This window comes from Rhizobium laguerreae, assembly GCF_002008165.1.
In the GTDB taxonomy this organism is placed as follows: domain Bacteria; phylum Pseudomonadota; class Alphaproteobacteria; order Rhizobiales; family Rhizobiaceae; genus Rhizobium; species Rhizobium laguerreae.
On the sequence record NZ_MRDM01000015.1, the window covers coordinates 1 to 14,901 of the forward strand.

19 protein-coding genes and 1 pseudogene are annotated in these 14,901 nt (G+C 57.3%); 11 read left to right on the top strand and 9 right to left on the bottom strand.

Going from position 1 to position 14,901, the window contains the following annotated elements; translation table 11 throughout:
- The first annotated feature begins 246 nt into the window (after positions 1–246).
- The gene (locus BS630_RS37440) at positions 247–513 is read left to right on the top strand and encodes a hypothetical protein (RefSeq protein WP_167383833.1); all 267 of its coding nucleotides are present in this window, start codon (positions 247–249) and stop codon (positions 511–513) included.
- Positions 483–662: pseudogene (locus BS630_RS23135) on the top strand (DDE-type integrase/transposase/recombinase); the annotation flags it as partial. The gene BS630_RS37440 and the pseudogene BS630_RS23135, both read left to right, overlap by 31 nt.
- Before the next feature lie 325 nt (positions 663–987).
- Here the strand turns inward: BS630_RS23135 and BS630_RS23140 are convergent.
- Together BS630_RS23140 and BS630_RS23145 are read right to left on the bottom strand one after the other, a co-directional pair.
- Complete coding sequence (locus tag BS630_RS23140) at positions 988–1,992, bottom strand: RcgR family putative quorum lactone hydrolase (protein ID WP_077979280.1); 1,005 nt, start codon at positions 1,990–1,992, stop codon at positions 988–990.
- Positions 1,982–3,592, bottom strand: coding sequence for an RcgA family putative transporter (locus BS630_RS23145; protein ID WP_077979281.1), 1,611 nt, complete (start codon positions 3,590–3,592; stop codon positions 1,982–1,984). The genes BS630_RS23140 and BS630_RS23145 overlap by 11 nt, the downstream gene beginning before the upstream one ends.
- A 343-nt stretch (positions 3,593–3,935) precedes the next feature.
- Here BS630_RS23145 and BS630_RS23150 point away from each other — a divergent pair, with 343 nt between their 5' ends.
- Entirely contained in the window at positions 3,936–4,613 is a 678-nt protein-coding gene (locus BS630_RS23150) for a hypothetical protein (RefSeq protein WP_077979282.1), read from the top strand.
- On the opposite strand, the gene BS630_RS23155 is transcribed toward BS630_RS23150, so the two are convergent.
- The 5 genes from BS630_RS23155 to BS630_RS23175 form a co-directional block, all read right to left on the bottom strand.
- Positions 4,610–6,631, bottom strand: a complete 2,022-nt coding sequence (locus BS630_RS23155; RefSeq protein WP_167383834.1) for a relaxase/mobilization nuclease domain-containing protein — start codon at positions 6,629–6,631, stop codon at positions 4,610–4,612. The two genes, BS630_RS23150 and BS630_RS23155, sit on opposite strands and share 4 nt — an antisense overlap.
- Positions 6,597–6,989 carry a hypothetical protein gene (locus tag BS630_RS23160; RefSeq protein WP_077979284.1) on the bottom strand — a complete coding sequence of 131 codons (393 nt, stop codon included), beginning with the start codon at positions 6,987–6,989 and terminating at the stop codon, positions 6,597–6,599. Before BS630_RS23160 ends, BS630_RS23155 begins: the two co-directional genes overlap by 35 nt.
- 4 nt (positions 6,990–6,993) lie before the next feature.
- Positions 6,994–7,392, bottom strand: coding sequence for a hypothetical protein (locus BS630_RS23165; protein ID WP_077979285.1), 399 nt, complete (start codon positions 7,390–7,392; stop codon positions 6,994–6,996).
- A gap of 4 nt (positions 7,393–7,396) precedes the next feature.
- On the bottom strand, positions 7,397–8,146 hold the full coding sequence (locus BS630_RS23170; RefSeq protein ID WP_183594610.1) for a ParA family protein: 750 nt from the start codon (positions 8,144–8,146) through the stop codon (positions 7,397–7,399).
- A gap of 123 nt (positions 8,147–8,269) precedes the next feature.
- Positions 8,270–8,659 (bottom strand): hypothetical protein, encoded by a 390-nt coding sequence (locus BS630_RS23175; protein ID WP_077979286.1) that lies wholly within the window; start codon positions 8,657–8,659, stop codon positions 8,270–8,272.
- 113 nt (positions 8,660–8,772) lie between these two features.
- Between BS630_RS23175 and BS630_RS23180 the strand changes: the two genes are divergently transcribed.
- The 6 genes from BS630_RS23180 to BS630_RS23205 all read left to right on the top strand — a co-directional run bounded on the left by BS630_RS23180 (position 8,773) and on the right by BS630_RS23205 (position 11,996).
- Entirely contained in the window at positions 8,773–9,468 is a 696-nt protein-coding gene (locus BS630_RS23180; protein WP_245310455.1) for a thermonuclease family protein, read from the top strand.
- Positions 9,469–9,536: 68 nt separating this feature from the next.
- On the top strand, positions 9,537–10,118 hold the full coding sequence (locus BS630_RS23185) for a thermonuclease family protein (protein WP_245310456.1): 582 nt from the start codon (positions 9,537–9,539) through the stop codon (positions 10,116–10,118).
- Positions 10,115–10,711: a thermonuclease family protein gene (locus BS630_RS23190; RefSeq protein WP_077979288.1), complete on the top strand. Its 597-nt coding sequence runs from the start codon at positions 10,115–10,117 to the stop codon at positions 10,709–10,711. The genes BS630_RS23185 and BS630_RS23190 overlap by 4 nt, the downstream gene beginning before the upstream one ends.
- A 25-nt stretch (positions 10,712–10,736) precedes the next feature.
- Positions 10,737–11,051: a hypothetical protein gene (locus BS630_RS23195; RefSeq protein ID WP_077979289.1), complete on the top strand. Its 315-nt coding sequence runs from the start codon at positions 10,737–10,739 to the stop codon at positions 11,049–11,051.
- An 8-nt stretch (positions 11,052–11,059) separates the two neighbouring features.
- Positions 11,060–11,431, top strand: a complete 372-nt coding sequence (locus BS630_RS23200; protein WP_077979290.1) for a hypothetical protein — start codon at positions 11,060–11,062, stop codon at positions 11,429–11,431.
- Positions 11,432–11,450: 19 nt separating this feature from the next.
- A complete protein-coding gene (locus tag BS630_RS23205; RefSeq protein WP_077979291.1) occupies positions 11,451–11,996 on the top strand; it encodes a hypothetical protein in 546 nt (181 codons plus the stop codon).
- A 36-nt stretch (positions 11,997–12,032) separates the two neighbouring features.
- Here the strand turns inward: BS630_RS23205 and BS630_RS23210 are convergent, their stop codons facing one another.
- Entirely contained in the window at positions 12,033–12,455 is a 423-nt protein-coding gene (locus BS630_RS23210) for a helix-turn-helix domain-containing protein (protein ID WP_245310459.1), read from the bottom strand.
- A gap of 465 nt (positions 12,456–12,920) precedes the next feature.
- Between BS630_RS23210 and BS630_RS38080 the strand changes: the two genes are divergently transcribed.
- Both BS630_RS38080 and BS630_RS23220 read left to right on the top strand, forming a co-directional pair.
- Entirely contained in the window at positions 12,921–13,085 is a 165-nt protein-coding gene (locus BS630_RS38080; protein ID WP_245310460.1) for a hypothetical protein, read from the top strand.
- A gap of 10 nt (positions 13,086–13,095) precedes the next feature.
- Positions 13,096–14,484 (top strand): hypothetical protein, encoded by a 1,389-nt coding sequence (locus BS630_RS23220; protein WP_077979293.1) that lies wholly within the window; start codon positions 13,096–13,098, stop codon positions 14,482–14,484.
- A gap of 46 nt (positions 14,485–14,530) precedes the next feature.
- Here BS630_RS23220 and BS630_RS23225 read toward each other — a convergent pair whose 3' ends face one another.
- Positions 14,531–14,863 carry a hypothetical protein gene (locus BS630_RS23225; protein ID WP_077979294.1) on the bottom strand — a complete coding sequence of 111 codons (333 nt, stop codon included), beginning with the start codon at positions 14,861–14,863 and terminating at the stop codon, positions 14,531–14,533.
- Positions 14,864–14,901: the final 38 nt, after the last annotated feature.

A 14,901-nucleotide genomic window follows, 5' to 3' on the forward strand; every position in this document is an offset into this window, starting at 1 on the left:
ATTGTGGTCTCCGTTCGTCCTAAGCAAACAAACAGAATCACAACTGGCTGATTTCACTCAACTCTTTTTCGGTCAGGCTCTTACTGCGTGCAACGTCCATGTCCTGATCTCTTCAAAATCCGCGTGTGCCGGATGTGACTGCGCATGCTAGGCATACCCCAGACGATTACGCCGCGATTGCGGGTTCGGCTATCCCGATTTTTTCCGGCGCGGCTTGATGATTACCAATCTCGCCGGGACCGCGAGTTGATCCAGATCAAAGTTTCGGTGCCATGGCTGTTTTTGGAAGCGCCTGCCTTGGCACGAGGCCGTTCCGCAGAATCCTTTAAACTTGAACGACTGAGCAAAGATCTTCCAATCCTGGGCGACGAAGTCGACGACGTCTTTGCGCACGAGCATTTCCCAAATTGCATGACGGTTACTCGCGACGGGGAAAGGATCAGGTCGAAAGGCATTACGGGTTCCTTCAACTGGGTCGCCATGCCGCCAAGCGCTTCTTCCGCAAGATGCTGAAGGACGAGCCTTTGTTGTCACCGGCAAAGCTAGGCACGGACGGCGCCAACACCTTTCCGCCGGCGATCAAGACATCAGTCGACGATGGGCACCAGCATCCGGATCCGTTTCATTATGTCACCAAAGATGTCCAACAAGGCATTGGCAGCGCGAGCGCATATTTGATGCCAATAGCTGGTTCCATAAATCTGCTATGCGATATGTTATAACAAAATAATATATATTCATGCCTCTCCCACGATCCGACTGTCGGGACGACACTTCAGCGCCCTCCACCATCATCTTTTATTAATCGGCAGGAGCGCCGAACCTGCATCGTTGATGCCCTACGGAACTGAGCGCGGTCGGTTCCGTAGGGAAATCAACATGGCGACGCATCGCCACCCGTCACCCGCTACCATCCTTGCGCGCACATCTCTCCTCGGCCATCTGCATCGCAGCAACCGTCACCTTGTGAGATCAAGAGCCCTCAGTCTAGCGGAACGACAGAAACCGTTTCAGGCTCAAACCGGCCAGCAAAATGTAAGGCGGCATGCCGAGCGAATAGTGACCACAGTTTAATTCCAAAATGTTTGGCCTAGCTCCGGCGGCCTTCAGCCTCTGCATGAACCCCCGTGATATCTCTGGCAGAACAACCTTGTCCCTCTTAGCCAACACAACATGAAGTTCGAGATCGGTCCGTGCCAAATTGTGCGCGTAGTTCTCTAGGTTAAGCGGACCCCACGCCCTTCTGAGCTCGGTCAGCTCAATAACGGGTTCAAGGCTTTCACGTATCGATCGTGTGGCGCGCCCTGTCCAAACCATATCCGCGAGACTTCCTGCTGTAAGAAACAACGAGGCTTTTGACACAGCCGAGTCGTGCGCAGCGATCAAACCCGCGACCCAGGAACCTAAGCTCATACCGAGAACGGAAATCTCTCGATAGCCTTCGCTTTTCAACCAACGAATGAGTGTTCGCCCGTCCCATACCGCCTGCCGTACAGACTGGATGGTTCGACCGAGATTAGGGCTAAGCATAAAATCGGCGTACACGGACCCGGAACGGCTGCGCTCGAAATGATAGGGCATAGCGATCTCGACAACCGTGATTCCGCGCCGTGAGAAAAAGTTGGCAATCTGACGATTGCGTGCACTTGCATTCCAGTGATGAAAAATCACCAACGCCTGATCGAGGGATCCGCTTTCTGTGATTTTTGCCCAGACTACATCGTTCTCTTCGACGTCAGTGGACATGTCCGACGGAAATTTGATCCACCCGTCTTGCCGTTGAAAATGCTGATCGTGCCCGCTCAGCTCATCGAAAAAGGCTGGATCAGCCACGGCCTGGTCCGCAAGGATACAAAACTCGCCGATACTTCCTATGTTCTTGGCGCCTGGGAAGGCGAGGTTGGCATCAAGGACGAAATCGTCGATTTCCTTGGATTCCTCACCGCGTCGTGCCCGCCGCTCATCCCAACGATCAAGCCAACTATGATACATTCTGATTGCTTCCCCAGTCGCTCGCTCTCCATCGCCCAAGCTCTGGATCAATGAGGCCGTACATCGCGAGCAGCACTGCAAGGCACAGAAGGATCGAAAAGCCTGTAAATGCGTCGATCAGCAGGTAGCTGGTAAAAAGTAACCCTACGGCCGCTGACATCTTCCACATGGGCAAATGAAATCGGCTTCCGGCACCTAAACGGATGGAGCCGTAAAGAAAAACGATGATCGTCGAAATAGCGATAAGAAGGCTGCTGTAGTGGGTCGGCATCCTGTAGCTGAATCCGTTGCCCATGTCTTTGCCCTCGTGCAAAACAGACGACATATCTGCGAGCAGCCAAGCCACAATGTCTTTTCCATTCGACGCCAAATAGGAGCTTTGGGCCTTCATGCATATGGCGATCAGAAGACCTAAAACAGTGCACCGAAAAATTCCGCGCATCACCCGTAAGCCGATTTCATGGACATGGTATTGATAATCAATTCGCGGCCGGTTCCTCGATGCTTCTCCGCTTTTCCAAAGGTCATGAATGATCGTATGAAGCAAAATGAGACCTACGAAGAAGAGGTAGAAGCACAAGCACATGTAGAGATAAGCGAGCGCCGTGAACACAATCTCCATCGGCACCGAGATGACTTCGGGCCGGACGAGCGCTAATTTGCCCCAATCTATCGCGTAGTTGCCACCGCCTTTTACCAAAGGGATCAAGCACACGCCGATCCATTGAAACAGACCGGCGAACAACACGCAGACCATAAAGACCGCCCAATATGTATACGAAGAAGCATCTACGTTGCTGGCCCAGGCGTCGTCGCTTTCCACACGATTGCCCGCCGCTACAATCCGTAAGCGCCCTTCATTTTTCCAAAACAACAGCAACTCTATGACGAACACAAAAAACAGTGGCAAGAAAACCATAAAGAGAAACGTCCAATTGGGCGCCCAGAGGAAACCTACCTGTTTGACGAGACCATCCGCCCGATTGTAAGTCGTGCTGTGGATCCCCACAATATACGAGAGAAACCCAAGGGCCGTGGCACCCGCAAATACCGACGCAGGTAGATCCAAGGGAGATCCGCGGCTAAATAGCGCCTCCGACCTCCTCGCCAAATTAAAACGTCGGCTCGGCTGATTAGCCTCGCTATCCCGTTCCAGCTTTACCGGCGACTCCATCTCCTCATCTACGACATTCAGTGCCAGATTTGGAACCTCTGCCGCAGGTCTGCTTCCCGATTTCTTCAAACCTCGCCTCTTCGCCGTCAAGCGAGATTGCGCCGCACTTAGCTCCATCTGCCATTCGCTTGTTGCTACGGGATCATCACACCCGAAGACCCTTGCCAGCCAACGAATATTGGTCGTGCTGATACCCTTCTCATTTTCTTGAAACCAAAGCTGGACCGTTCGCAGATCGACCCCAGTCCGGTTGGAATCGATCTGTGAAATCGCCTCAGCGAGAAGTTCGGGCGTCCACGGGCCTGCGGGAAAGCCATCACTTCCCAACGGCCGGCCCGCTCCTGCCGCGGCCAATTGTTTGAAGAGTTCTTTGAAATCACTTCCGTCTTTCGGCGGAGGGAGAAATAACTTTCCATTCTTTGGCAATGGCTTACCGGCTCTGCTTTCGTTTCGTTTCGGTAGATTTCGTGCGCTTGTGCCCGATCAACGGGTATCGCAACTACACGCAACTGCATAGCGATTCTACTATCAGGAGCAAAATTTTGAAGTTTGGGATGTTGATTTCAGAACAGATGAGCAGCGAGTGAGAGGAGGAAGCCATTTTGCCGCTCGCTTGTACGAACGCCGGAGACCTCACCGAACCGCGCTGATTTCCCATCCCATAACCGGTAACGACGACAATCGCGACCGACTGGTCCCAAGAGGAAGCTGCGCATCATTTCGAAGTCGTGTGATGGCGAAGCTGGCTTCAAGGTTTGGAATTTAGCCAATGAACAATCATGCAAAATATGCAGACAGGATCTTTAGGAGGATCGGTTCGACGGGCCTCGTCATTTTCGAGAGAGATGGCACCCTCCTCAGAAAGACTAGTCCCTCCGGGGATTACATGCTCGGAGATATCGACGAAGAATTCGTTGAAATGTTAAGGCATCTGCGACACCTCAATGCTCGTTTCGGCTTTATTTCGGACGAGCGTGGGATGGACGCGGGTGCCTATGGAAGATCAGAATTCGCAACCCTGACCGAATTGCTTGACGCATTACTGAGCATCAGATGTGCCATGCCGGATTTCTGGGTGACATGGAGTGACGTCCCACGTGCAAGCGGAACCGGCCTTCAGCGCCAGGCGGATCGGCAACAGGAGGCTGGCGCCGGAGCGATCTTCCAAGTTATGGAGCGGTATGGGATCGGCAGGAAGGAAACCGTTTTCATCGGCAGCTCGACCGCTGGTAGCCTCGCTGCCGACGATGCGGGTGTCTCGGTAATCGACTACTTCAACAACCGAAGCGAGGGAACCGCTCAGAGTGCGGCCCGAAAGCATGCCCCCAATTTGTCTTCGCCTGAAGCCACGGAGGTTAAGCGACTCCGCGCCAAGATCCAGGCGACGTTGGGCTGGTCCATCGCTGGAGAGCTTAACTGTGGCCAACAGTGCGGTTCGCAGGGTTAGCGGGTGCGGTCCTTGTCCTTCTCCTGAGGCGGGCGAAGCTTGATCGATTTTGGTATGTCGCGATCCCGCTGCTGGGGTTTCGGACGCTCCCGATTCGAACGATCGGCTTCCGGCGCGTCATACTCGGCATTAGACCGGGCAATGCGCGATGCGTCGAGAGAACGGTTGTTCGAACTCCTATTAACCACACTCTGCTCCGCAATGTGATCGCGACCGGCAGCCGACTTTGTTTCGAGGCTGTCCGAACTCCGCTTATCGCTGCCAGACTCCGTTCGGTCTCGATTCTTGCCAACGCGTGAGTCGAGCTGCAGCCCGACGACCTTGCCGATGATCTTCGTCGCCTGTTCAAAGATCAGCCGATCAGATGGGTTGGCAATCTTCGCGGCAACCGTCAGCGCGGTGTTCGCCAGCGTTTCCTTCGCTGCTTTTGCTTGCGCGGCACTGATGGGTGTGGATCGCAGCATGTGGTCTTCGCCTTTCTCTCGTGTGGGATCACGGCCTTCGCGGACCGCTGTTTCAAGTCGCCCGTATTCGCGCCGAAGCCCGATGGACAGATCATGGCTGAGCTCGCGCGCGGTGCTCGGTGCACTGCGGTCCTTCGCAATACCTTCCAGCATCAGAATGACACGCCCGACGGAACGCCGGCTCTGTTCGAGCCGCTTCTTGGCCTCTTCACGCTTCGGCGCGGTCGGCGTGTCGCGCAACTTAGCCCTGACCTTGTCGACTACGTTTGCTGGCGCCGTTGCGCCCATCCGGCGAAACATTTCCCACTCCCATCGTTTGACCGGCGGTGGGCCAGCACGTTCGATACGCTTCTGGCGATCGATCGGAATGCCGCGCTCACGTGCATTGTCAGCGAAACGGACCCGCCATTCGGTGAAGTCGCGGATATTCGGATTGAGCATCTTTCCGCTCGCATTGCGCAGGGCGACGATGACATGCAGGTGCGGATGCTTTTCAAGATCATTGCGGTTATGGACGGCGTAGGCATAGCGGTGGCCCGCAAACTGTTCCTTAAGGAAATCGCGACCCGCCAGGATGAAGCGGTCGCGATCGACATTGGCTGGCCCCGACAGCAACAGGTGCATGAAATCCCGCGGCTGGCGGGTCTGCATCAGAGCACCGATGACCTTACCCTCGGCCGTCAGTTCCTTATGGTCTTTGGTCGTGACGTCGCGCCGTTCCCCGCCGCGCTCGTAACGGCCGCTCTTGCCGGGTCGGTCTCTAAGGTGTGTTTTCGTCGACAGGGTTACCTCCGCCCCTGCCCTTTGCATCGCATGTAAGGTGGCTGTCAGGCCTTTGGGCCCGGAGGAGAATTCGGCCGGATAGCGCGAAACCGGAGTGATACCGGCCCCCCGTAAAGCCCTGTCCAATCGCTCGTCGATCGCACGGACATCATCGATTTCTGCAGGGATGCGGTTGGCGCTGCTTCGATCCGATCTGTCGTTCTTCTCGTGGGCAATCACCAGCGCAAAATGGAGACGGGTCCCACCCTTCAAACCCTCGCTGACGCTGAAGGCATAGGTTCGATCGGTATCGCTAGCCTGACGGAACCCGTCTTCCGCCAGCGAACCGAGAGCGCGCTTTATGTCTTCGCCGTCGGCTTTTTCAAGCTCGTAGGTCAGACGGAGAATGTCCTGGCTGCCTTTCCGGTTGCTAAACTCCCGCTCCCAGGACCGCATGGCTGCATTGAGATCGGTGACCTCACGGCCATCCTGGTCAAGGGCCTTCTCCTCCTTGCTTTGATAGGCGAGAACGTTGCGGGCCGAACTAGCCCCAGCGCCGTAGGACAGGACCTTGACGACGACCGCGTTGTTGCCGGCCGCGCGGCTGAATGCCGTGCCGGCGCCGGGACGCTTGGCAGATGGCACTGCACGTTTCGTTGGCAAAGGCTTTTTGGGGGCACCACCTCCACCGCCACTGCGCCGACGCAACTCGTCTTCAATGAGGTCGAAATAGCTCGGCAGCCGACGACCTTCCGGCCTAGATGCGGAGCGACTTCTGGACAGATCGTTCATCGTGGTTCCTGATCAGGTCGGCGATAAAGGTGGACGGACGGATAAAGGCAGCGTCTCGGATGGCATCAAGAGCGCTCATGGCATCTTCGAGGTGATGCGCGATCGCTTTAGTACTTTCGGCATGCAAACTCTCCTGCGAGAGAAATTCCTCGTTCCGAAGTGCAAGTTCGCGCAGAAACTGGTGCATGTTCGCCAGTTGCCGATCGTGCTCCTCAAGCATCGCCGGAATACGCATGATTTCTCTCGTCACGATGAGCTTGGCGATGATGTTCACAGAGACGTCGAGCCGCCGCGCAAGGGCGTCCACGTTGCTCAAAACTTGAGCAGGCAGGCGGAACATGATGGCCGGTTCGCGCATCCGACTACAGCCCCCTCGCCTTCAGAGCCTCGACAATCAACCGGTGCGTCGCCGAGGACAGCTGCTCGTGGCGCTCCAACGAAACCCGGAAGATCTTCGTCAGTACATCATCATCGAGATACAGCGAGATGCGCTTCCGTTTCGTGGCTTCGCCTGCCGGTGTGGCACCTTGGGACGCTAATCGCTCACGGCGTTTTTTCTCCGGAGTGCGTATTTCCGGTGAACTGACGCTCGGCGTGACGCGCTCACCCTGCCCTTCAAAAGCCTCATCGGGCATCAGCGTTTCAAGGTCGATATTGGTCGGCATATAGGAGGTGGCAGTGTCCTCCACCTCCTTCGCCTGATCCTCTCTCGATCGGGCAAGGGCTAGAATGTTGCCGGCCGGTGTTCTTTCCCCCGCCATCTCTCTAAGCCGCCTCCGCCTGCAGGAGGCCGATGAATTCGTTGTTGATCTTCTTGACGAGATCGATCGCATCGAGCACGCTCTCGCTAGCCCGGCGCTTGGCCGATGGGGTCAACGATGGGTTGTTCTCAATGCTGGCCAGCTTGGAATAGAGCGAGCCGAAGCCTGCTCCAACATCGCTGAAATGATTGCTCTTGCGGATGACCGTCTCCACCATCGGAATCCTGCCGCTGGTCAGGATCGCGTGAACTTCCGGAAGCGACCGATTGTGCTTGAGAGCGATCATGTCGACGTAATTCCAGATCGCCGCATAAGGGATGGGGCCCTTGGCGCGCTTCTTGGATATCTCATTCAAAATGGTCGCGACCTTGATCGCTGACGTCGCGGCGGTCGGTTCCGGAATAATCGGGATGAGGACGGCATCGCACTCGTGGTAGACCTCGATTGCGCGTTGATGGACGTAGCCGCCAACGTCATAGATGCGAATATCCGCCTCGGGCGCATCGGCCAACCGGTCCCGAAATCGATCTCCGGGAGCCACTCGCAGATGCAGCAACGTACCATCGGTCGGAAGCAAGCCGCGCTTCATCGAGACATTGTACCAGCGTGTCGACGACTCCTGCTCATCGCAGTCGATGAGCAGCGTTCTGTGTCCTTGCTGTGCGAACTCCGCTGCAAGGTTGACATTCAGGGTCGATTTTCCCGCACCACCTTTGAACGTTGAGATCGCAAGCGAAAGTGGTTTGACTGCCATGAAATTCCTCATCCTTTGCATCACAAATCGCCGGCGCTGCGGACTGTGTTCAATCGCAGTGGCGGCCGACAAGGACGTTGTGGGCTACAGCACCTCGCAAACATTCGAGCGCAGCCTCCCCTTTCACGCCCGAAGTTTGGCTCGCAACTGTTCCTGCCGCCGCGCGGCAATCAGATCATCATTCAGCCTGGTGATCTCGCGCTCACGCGCCGCATCCCCCACCGGATCCCTCGCCGGCCAAAATCGCAGGATGGGCAAGAAAAGTAGCGTGAAGAAAGCGAGTGCGGCAGCTTTGAACCAGGAAGACTGGGCATACAGATCCGCTGCCCATCGCCATAGTGCCTGCGTCCATTCTGCGGGCAGAAAGGCATACGAAAACGCCAGGGCGATGCCATATGCAACGAAGGCCGCGACGAGAAGGCAGACGGCCAGAAAGTTCGCGATCAATATCAGGAACCATGCCGCCCGGAATGGAAAAACAACGACCCTAAGCGCCTTTCTTGCCGCCGACATTCCCCTTCTCCATCTGCACGTTTCCAGTGTCCGACAACACATACTGCAATCCTCGGACATTTTCCAGACTTGCACTGCAGTATAATTTCGTGCATGTTGAAGATAGTCAACTGATGACGGATGCGAGCATGAACAATGGCGCACGGCGGTTCGACCGCCTCCTCTTTTGCACCCTTCTAAATGCCCTGATCGCCCTGCCCTTTGCCGCGCGGGCCGGCACGACCTCTGAGTTTGTCAGCTATTATCAGAATGCCTATGCAGAGGGCCGCGACCTGATCCCCGGACCGCAAATACCGCTCGACACCTTGTCGATCACCACCCGGCTTGATCTGCAAACCGTGAGCCCAATAGCCGCGCTCAGCGGCGGCGCCTTTCTCGGCGCCGATGGTTCCGTGATCAAACTGGCCGGCGTCCAGGGCTGCCTCTCGACCGAGCCAATGGAATTCGCCGGAATGCCGACGACCTGTGCCATGATTTCGCTTGCGGGAATGTCAGCGGCGCTCGATGAGGCGAAGACAGGTGCCGGGGATGCATTTCCATGCCATGTTTTGGCGCAAAACCCAGGCCGACCTACCGTGCGTTATGCTGAATGTTTTTTCGTCGAGAATGGCGCGGTTCGATCGCTCTCCGAGGCGCTCATCCGCAAGGGCTTGGCGCTCGCTGCCCGTGACCGCGCCGGGCGGCCTGTGTTTCCGGAATATCTGCAAGCCGAGGAAGCCGCACGCAGTGAACGAGCCGGCATCTGGGCGAGCGATCAGTTCGCGCACCCCAATGGCGAACGCTACCCGGTCAATTCGTCGACCAATTGATGCGGATTGGGTTCCCTATGTTCATTTCCACGATCACAGCTTCCGGTGTCTATGCTGCCACGACAATCATGCCGATGCTCGCCAACGCCAATGTCATGCGCGAATCGTATTTCTGGCCACCGGTCGTCCCTGTTCAGGCATCGCAAACCGACATTCCCTCGGCCGTTGACGCTGGTGGCGCCCAACCCGAATTCGTTCCGTTCCCCACGCAGGCGCAGTTCGAGACGGGCGACACCTGGATCTCCGGCGGGCGACGCTATCGCCTCTATGGTCTGCAGGCCTGTCTTCGTGGAACCAATGTCACCGTCTCTGCCGGCGTTGTCCGGGATTGCGGAGAGCTCGATCTGATCATGGCGCAGGCGTTGATCCGAGACACGAGGCCCGTCTGCGCGACCATCAAAAATCTCGACCAGAACAACGCGGTCGTCGCATGCCAAACGACGACAGGCCGGCATCGCTACGACCTGGCAACCTATATGATTGCCCAAGGTTGGGGATTTGCAGCCGTCGACAGCGCGGGGCAACTGATCGTTCCAGGTTACAGGGTTGCAGAGGAAAGTGCACGTTCGGCGCGCGCAGGACTTTGGGCCTATTCGGACCTGCCGCATCCGGTCTCAATTCTCCAACAACAGGCGGGAGCACAACAATGAAAGTTGCGGCTGGCTCAATGTTATGGCTCGCAATAGCCCCGACGGCATTGTTTGCGCAAAGTCATCCATCCGATGTGCCGCGTCAGATCTACGGCAAGGTGCAGGTCGTTGATGCGACCACGTTCGAATTCGTCAAGAGCCGACAGATCGTCCGCCTGGCTGGGTATGAAGCCCCTCGCCTTGAGCAGACCGCAAAGAGCGATGGCGTGGAGTGGCCCGCCGGTCAGGTTTCGCGTGCCTGGATGATCCTCCGGACACTTGGGCAGAACGTCAACTGCGCGCCAATTGGCCGCGACACCAACAAGATCCTGATCGCCCATTGCTTTGTCGGCGAAACAAATCTGGCAGCAACGGCAATTGCGGAGGGTATCGGCTACGCATTCAACTACCGCAACGAGCCACAAGTCCCTGCCTATTTCGATATTGAGCGGAAAGCCAGGGGGCTGGGCTTTGGAGTCTGGTCGTCACCGGACCTGCTTCCCCCTTGGCTTTACACCGCATCGACTGTGGCCGCAGAGGAGTCGGACGGCCAATCACCAGAAGCCGAGACGAGCCTGCCCCTGCCTTTGCCTGTTACCCAAGCGGCTCGGTAAACTCAAAGACGTGTAAGGAGATTGAATGAATCGCATCTTTTGCTCCCTCGGTGTCACGGCAATTCTGCTCGTCCTCGCTCCGGTCGCGAGCGGCGCGCAAGATGGCGCCACTCCTAATCCGAGCGAGCAGCGCGATCCGGACTTTTGCGGCGCGGGCGGCGCCGGCTGCGATCCGGCGGACGTGCAGCGATGGAAAGCGATCGGCAACAGGCTTGCCGACCTGTCATCGGCAGACCTTAGCCAATACGCTTACGCCTGCGCCAAGCATGCGGACTGGAAGAAGGAGTGCGAGACCGATCCGGTTGCTGTCCTCAAGCGACTGGGCATCGAGGGGTATTGAGGTTCCCGATGGCCAAGCGTCCCGATACCGCGGTGATTGCTGGCGCCATCGCCCTCCTTGGTGGAATAGCGGGAGGATACGCGATCAATGAGCTGGTGCGAAGCGGCCATATCGCAAACCTGGAACAAGAGATCGCCGGGCTGAAGGACGCGGCGCAACAACCAATGCCGGTCGACGCTCCCAACAACGAAGAGGCAAGCGCTGCGATCGCGAAGTCGGGCCGGTCGATCAGGATTTCGGAGTGCAAGCCTCGCGCGGCAATCCCCGGCGTCACCTGCACCGGCATCATCGCAACAACGTCGGGCTCGTTTGCCGGCTCGGCGCAACCAGGCGTGCTTTCCTTTGCGAGAATCGACGGCACCTGGGCGCAAATTCAATAGTCGATAACGGAGGCGAATTATGAAACCATTCCTGATTATGGTCGCCGCATTGACAGCTATAGCCCTTGGTGTCCCTTCGACCGGCGCAAAAGCCGACGACGCCTCCTGGGGATGTCAGGTTCTGTTGTGTGCGGCATCGCAAAATCCGTCCTGGCACGGCGTGCCCTACTGTGTTCCACCTATGACAAAGCTCATTGCCGCGATGAAGGAACCGGGATTTTCCTGGCCGATTTGCCATGAGGTCAAGGCCGGCAAGCCGGGGCGAGAAAACTACGAGGATTGCCCGGCCGGAACGACGGTCGGCTATAGCTCGCAAGGCGACGGTGGCTGGCGCGGCGAGCCCGACCAGTGCATCAAAACAGTCGATGTCTGCCGATCACCGATCGAGCGCAATGCCCACACGAGACAGTCAGGTATGACGATAGAGCGCAGTTTCGGCAACGGCCATGATGGCTGCATCCAGCAAGTTGCCACGCCGCGACCGCGGCGAGCCGATCCCTATTTCTTCGATATCCCGAACGACCAAGGCGTGAAGGAAAGGTTCTGGTTTAACCTCGATCACTAAATTCGCGCAGGCCGATCGTGCGCTATGACAGGAAAATCATGACGTGGTCTCGGGAGCTTTTTTCTTCCCTCGGCGCGCTTTCAACGCTTCTATCCGAGAGAGATCGTCTTCGGTGACCCTGAGCAAATCCTCGATAATGACGTTCCACTCGCGCTGCATCTTGTCGAGGGTCGACAGCTTGACGTCACGCATGGCGCGGGTCACTTGCGACATATAGGCCTCCGACACACCGAGCTGCTCGGCCAGATCCTTGTTCGACAAGCCCCGCTCGGCCTTCAATCGGCGCAGGCCGATCGCGAGCCTTTCTTGAAACGACAGCGCCTTCAATGTCGAAACGTCCACTGCGTTGCCGGACGGATCGTCTTTCACACGAGACATGGAACGCCTTCCTTGGCGGAAGATGTGCGCGATCCAGCACGACGGGACGTTTCCTTCCGGCGGCAGAGGGTACTGCCGCATCTGCTGGTCCGGGATTTGTTCGGAATTCTACTGCTCATCCAATGCCTGACGCCGGCTAGAGACCACGATGACCAAAGCGTAAACCCTTTGTTGATTAACTCTCGCTTCCAACCGTTCACAACTTCGTTACACGTCTTACACTGCGACGATCACGCCCTGCAAGAGGATGGAAGAGCCTCCAGGGCCCCCTGGCGCGCGGCGCGCAAAACGGGGCTGTCGGCGGTCAGCACGAATTCATCTAACTCGGCCCCCATGGATTCGTCCGGTCTGCGATCTGCGATTGATCAATAATTATACTGCAGTTAAACTCTTGGCGGTTGATAGAAGGAGGCTCTCGATGACGTCGCTTAAAAAGGGTGGCTATCGGTTTGACTTGCGGCGGCTATGTGTGGCCACGCTGGTTCTCGGATCATCTTTTTTACCGCGCGCATCGCAATCCGAGACAGCCTCACGCTGGGCTACGCGATGATGATCCCGGTCTATGCCTTCCTTTCGGCTGTGCTCGAAGGTTCGCGCCTCGACAAAGGCGGCCGTTGGAACATACACGCTTGGGGAGAGACGATCGTCGCTATCAGCGCGGCGATGGCAGTGGGATACCTCGGATATCGGCTCTGGCTCCTCGGCTATTGAAGGGTCTGACATGCGGATCGTCGTTCGCAAAAGTCCGGCCCATACACTTGCCGACCTATCCGACCGAGAGGCAACCGCGTTGCGTGCCTGGTATGGCAACGCTGCATCCAAGGAAGATGAGGCTATTGCGCTTTCGGTCATCAAACGCGCCAAAGTGATGGACGGCTGGATTGAATGCGATTGCCTCGCCGCTGGCTTGCAGCCATTGCTCGCACCGATCCAACAGGAGCGTACATTTACGCTGCGACGACTGACCCCGAAGGAGGCGGACCCGCACCGGCATCAAGAGCGTCCAAACCATGCGCAAACGTGCCCGTTCCATGTAGACAAGGACGCTGCTCCCGCGCTGTTCGATCGTCGCTATCAGATCCGCCCGCTGCCAAAACCCGAGCGCAGCTACATCGACGCCCTTCCGGCCATTCCCAACCGTCTTGCTGATCTCTCGGACGATGATCCCACCCGATCGAGGGAACGAAACGACCGTCCTTCCAGACTTGGCGGCATCCTGTGGCGGATGCTGGACAGGGCGGGTACAAACGTCATACCCCCGCTGCAGGACGAGCCCGATCTTACGCTGGGAGGTCAGCTATCGAGGATACGTTCCGCCGCGAGGGAGCTCAGGGTGCTGCGGACCTGGACACTGAACGCACTGATGTCGACATGGGGTGCGGATTACTGGGACCCGGCCAGCCGTTGGCAGCGGTTGCTCTGGACCTCTCGTCCGGACTGGCCGGAGAACCTTCGACGAACCGGCTTTATGTTGGTGTTTTCGAAAAGCGTTTCGGAGCAGACGATCATGCCGGCATCGTCCTCACGCAAGATCGATGTGCTCGGTAAAGTCCGCCAGCCATTGCGTGGCGATCCCGCGCTTAGGGGTCCGTTCCTGACTTTGCTGAACGTTGATTTTCAGGACGATGACGAGGGACCCGTGCGGGCGATCCAGGCCTATGCGCAACCGGTCTATAACGGCGACACGCTCTTTCCGGTGGAATCGGGATTCGAAAGAGACGTTTCGCATCTGCTGTTCTGGCTGCAGCAATCTCTGTTCGACGCGGTACCGGACCTTCGCATCAAGATTACCAAGCCGCTATTCGCATTGGAAACTCCGATTGGACTGTGCAGACCGGACTTCATATTGGAGGCGTCGTATCGACGATCCCGGCCGGTGAACCTCATCGTCGAAGCCTTTGGGATGGAGACCGACGAATATCGGGAAGCCAAGGAAAGGACGCTGCCTCGCATGAAGCATCTCGGGCCGATCTTTGGCATTTTCCCCAAGGACCTCATAGAAGCGCAGGCCGCAGACACCGCCAGGCGGCTACAAGACTGGGTGATCGATCAAGTTCGTCAGGCCAGAAACAATATCTCGCCAACATCCGATGACGACATCCTGACCTGAACATCAATTGTGGTCGTCGCCATTTTCCGCAGCGTCTGATTGGCCTTCACCGGACAGCGCTCAGCTCGACTCTCGCGGCATCGAGGAGCGCCTGTTGGATGATCACCAGCACCTCGGGTGGGCAAGTTCCGAACATGCGCGAGACGAGGTCGTCAGCCAGTTCTGTGATCGTGGGCGTCAGCCTCGCCGGCGCCGACTTGTCGATCGCATCCTCACCATCGCCCTCCAGGTCAACCTCGGCTCCGATCGTTTGCCTTTCCATCTCGCGCTCCTTCACCATCAGCCAAAAGCCGGCGTCAGCCTTGGCGGCAGCGACAATTCGTTCGAGATGACCATTTTTTGAAATATCGCCGTGTAAGAAATGTCGGATCTCACCCATGTATTGTTCTCCCTGGCAGATGGGGACGCAGTGTTGCG

Bases quoted from the DNA above. Each gene is read 5' to 3' on its own strand.
- BS630_RS23160 (WP_077979284.1), bottom strand. From the start codon at position 6,989: ATGCGCGAACCGGCCATCATGTTCCGCCTGCCTGCTCAAGTTTTGAGC.
- BS630_RS23175 (WP_077979286.1), bottom strand. From the start codon at position 8,659: ATGTCGGCGGCAAGAAAGGCGCTTAGGGTCGTTGTTTTTCCATTCCGG.
- BS630_RS23210 (WP_245310459.1), bottom strand. From the start codon at position 12,455: ATGCGGCAGTACCCTCTGCCGCCGGAAGGAAACGTCCCGTCGTGCTGG.
- BS630_RS23195 (WP_077979289.1), top strand. From the start codon at position 10,737: ATGAATCGCATCTTTTGCTCCCTCGGTGTCACGGCAATTCTGCTCGTC.
- BS630_RS23200 (WP_077979290.1), top strand. From the start codon at position 11,060: ATGGCCAAGCGTCCCGATACCGCGGTGATTGCTGGCGCCATCGCCCTC.
- BS630_RS23165 (WP_077979285.1), bottom strand. From the start codon at position 7,392: ATGGCGGGGGAAAGAACACCGGCCGGCAACATTCTAGCCCTTGCCCGA.
- BS630_RS23155 (WP_167383834.1), bottom strand. From the start codon at position 6,631: ATGAACGATCTGTCCAGAAGTCGCTCCGCATCTAGGCCGGAAGGTCGT.
- BS630_RS23225 (WP_077979294.1), bottom strand. From the start codon at position 14,863: ATGGGTGAGATCCGACATTTCTTACACGGCGATATTTCAAAAAATGGT.
- BS630_RS23170 (WP_183594610.1), bottom strand. From the start codon at position 8,146: ATGGCAGTCAAACCACTTTCGCTTGCGATCTCAACGTTCAAAGGTGGT.
- BS630_RS23180 (WP_245310455.1), top strand. From the start codon at position 8,773: ATGACGGATGCGAGCATGAACAATGGCGCACGGCGGTTCGACCGCCTC.
- BS630_RS23140 (WP_077979280.1), bottom strand. From the start codon at position 1,992: ATGTATCATAGTTGGCTTGATCGTTGGGATGAGCGGCGGGCACGACGC.
- BS630_RS23220 (WP_077979293.1), top strand. From the start codon at position 13,096: ATGCGGATCGTCGTTCGCAAAAGTCCGGCCCATACACTTGCCGACCTA.
- BS630_RS38080 (WP_245310460.1), top strand. From the start codon at position 12,921: ATGATGATCCCGGTCTATGCCTTCCTTTCGGCTGTGCTCGAAGGTTCG.
- BS630_RS23205 (WP_077979291.1), top strand. From the start codon at position 11,451: ATGAAACCATTCCTGATTATGGTCGCCGCATTGACAGCTATAGCCCTT.
- BS630_RS23150 (WP_077979282.1), top strand. From the start codon at position 3,936: ATGAACAATCATGCAAAATATGCAGACAGGATCTTTAGGAGGATCGGT.
- BS630_RS23190 (WP_077979288.1), top strand. From the start codon at position 10,115: ATGAAAGTTGCGGCTGGCTCAATGTTATGGCTCGCAATAGCCCCGACG.
- BS630_RS23185 (WP_245310456.1), top strand. From the start codon at position 9,537: ATGCCGATGCTCGCCAACGCCAATGTCATGCGCGAATCGTATTTCTGG.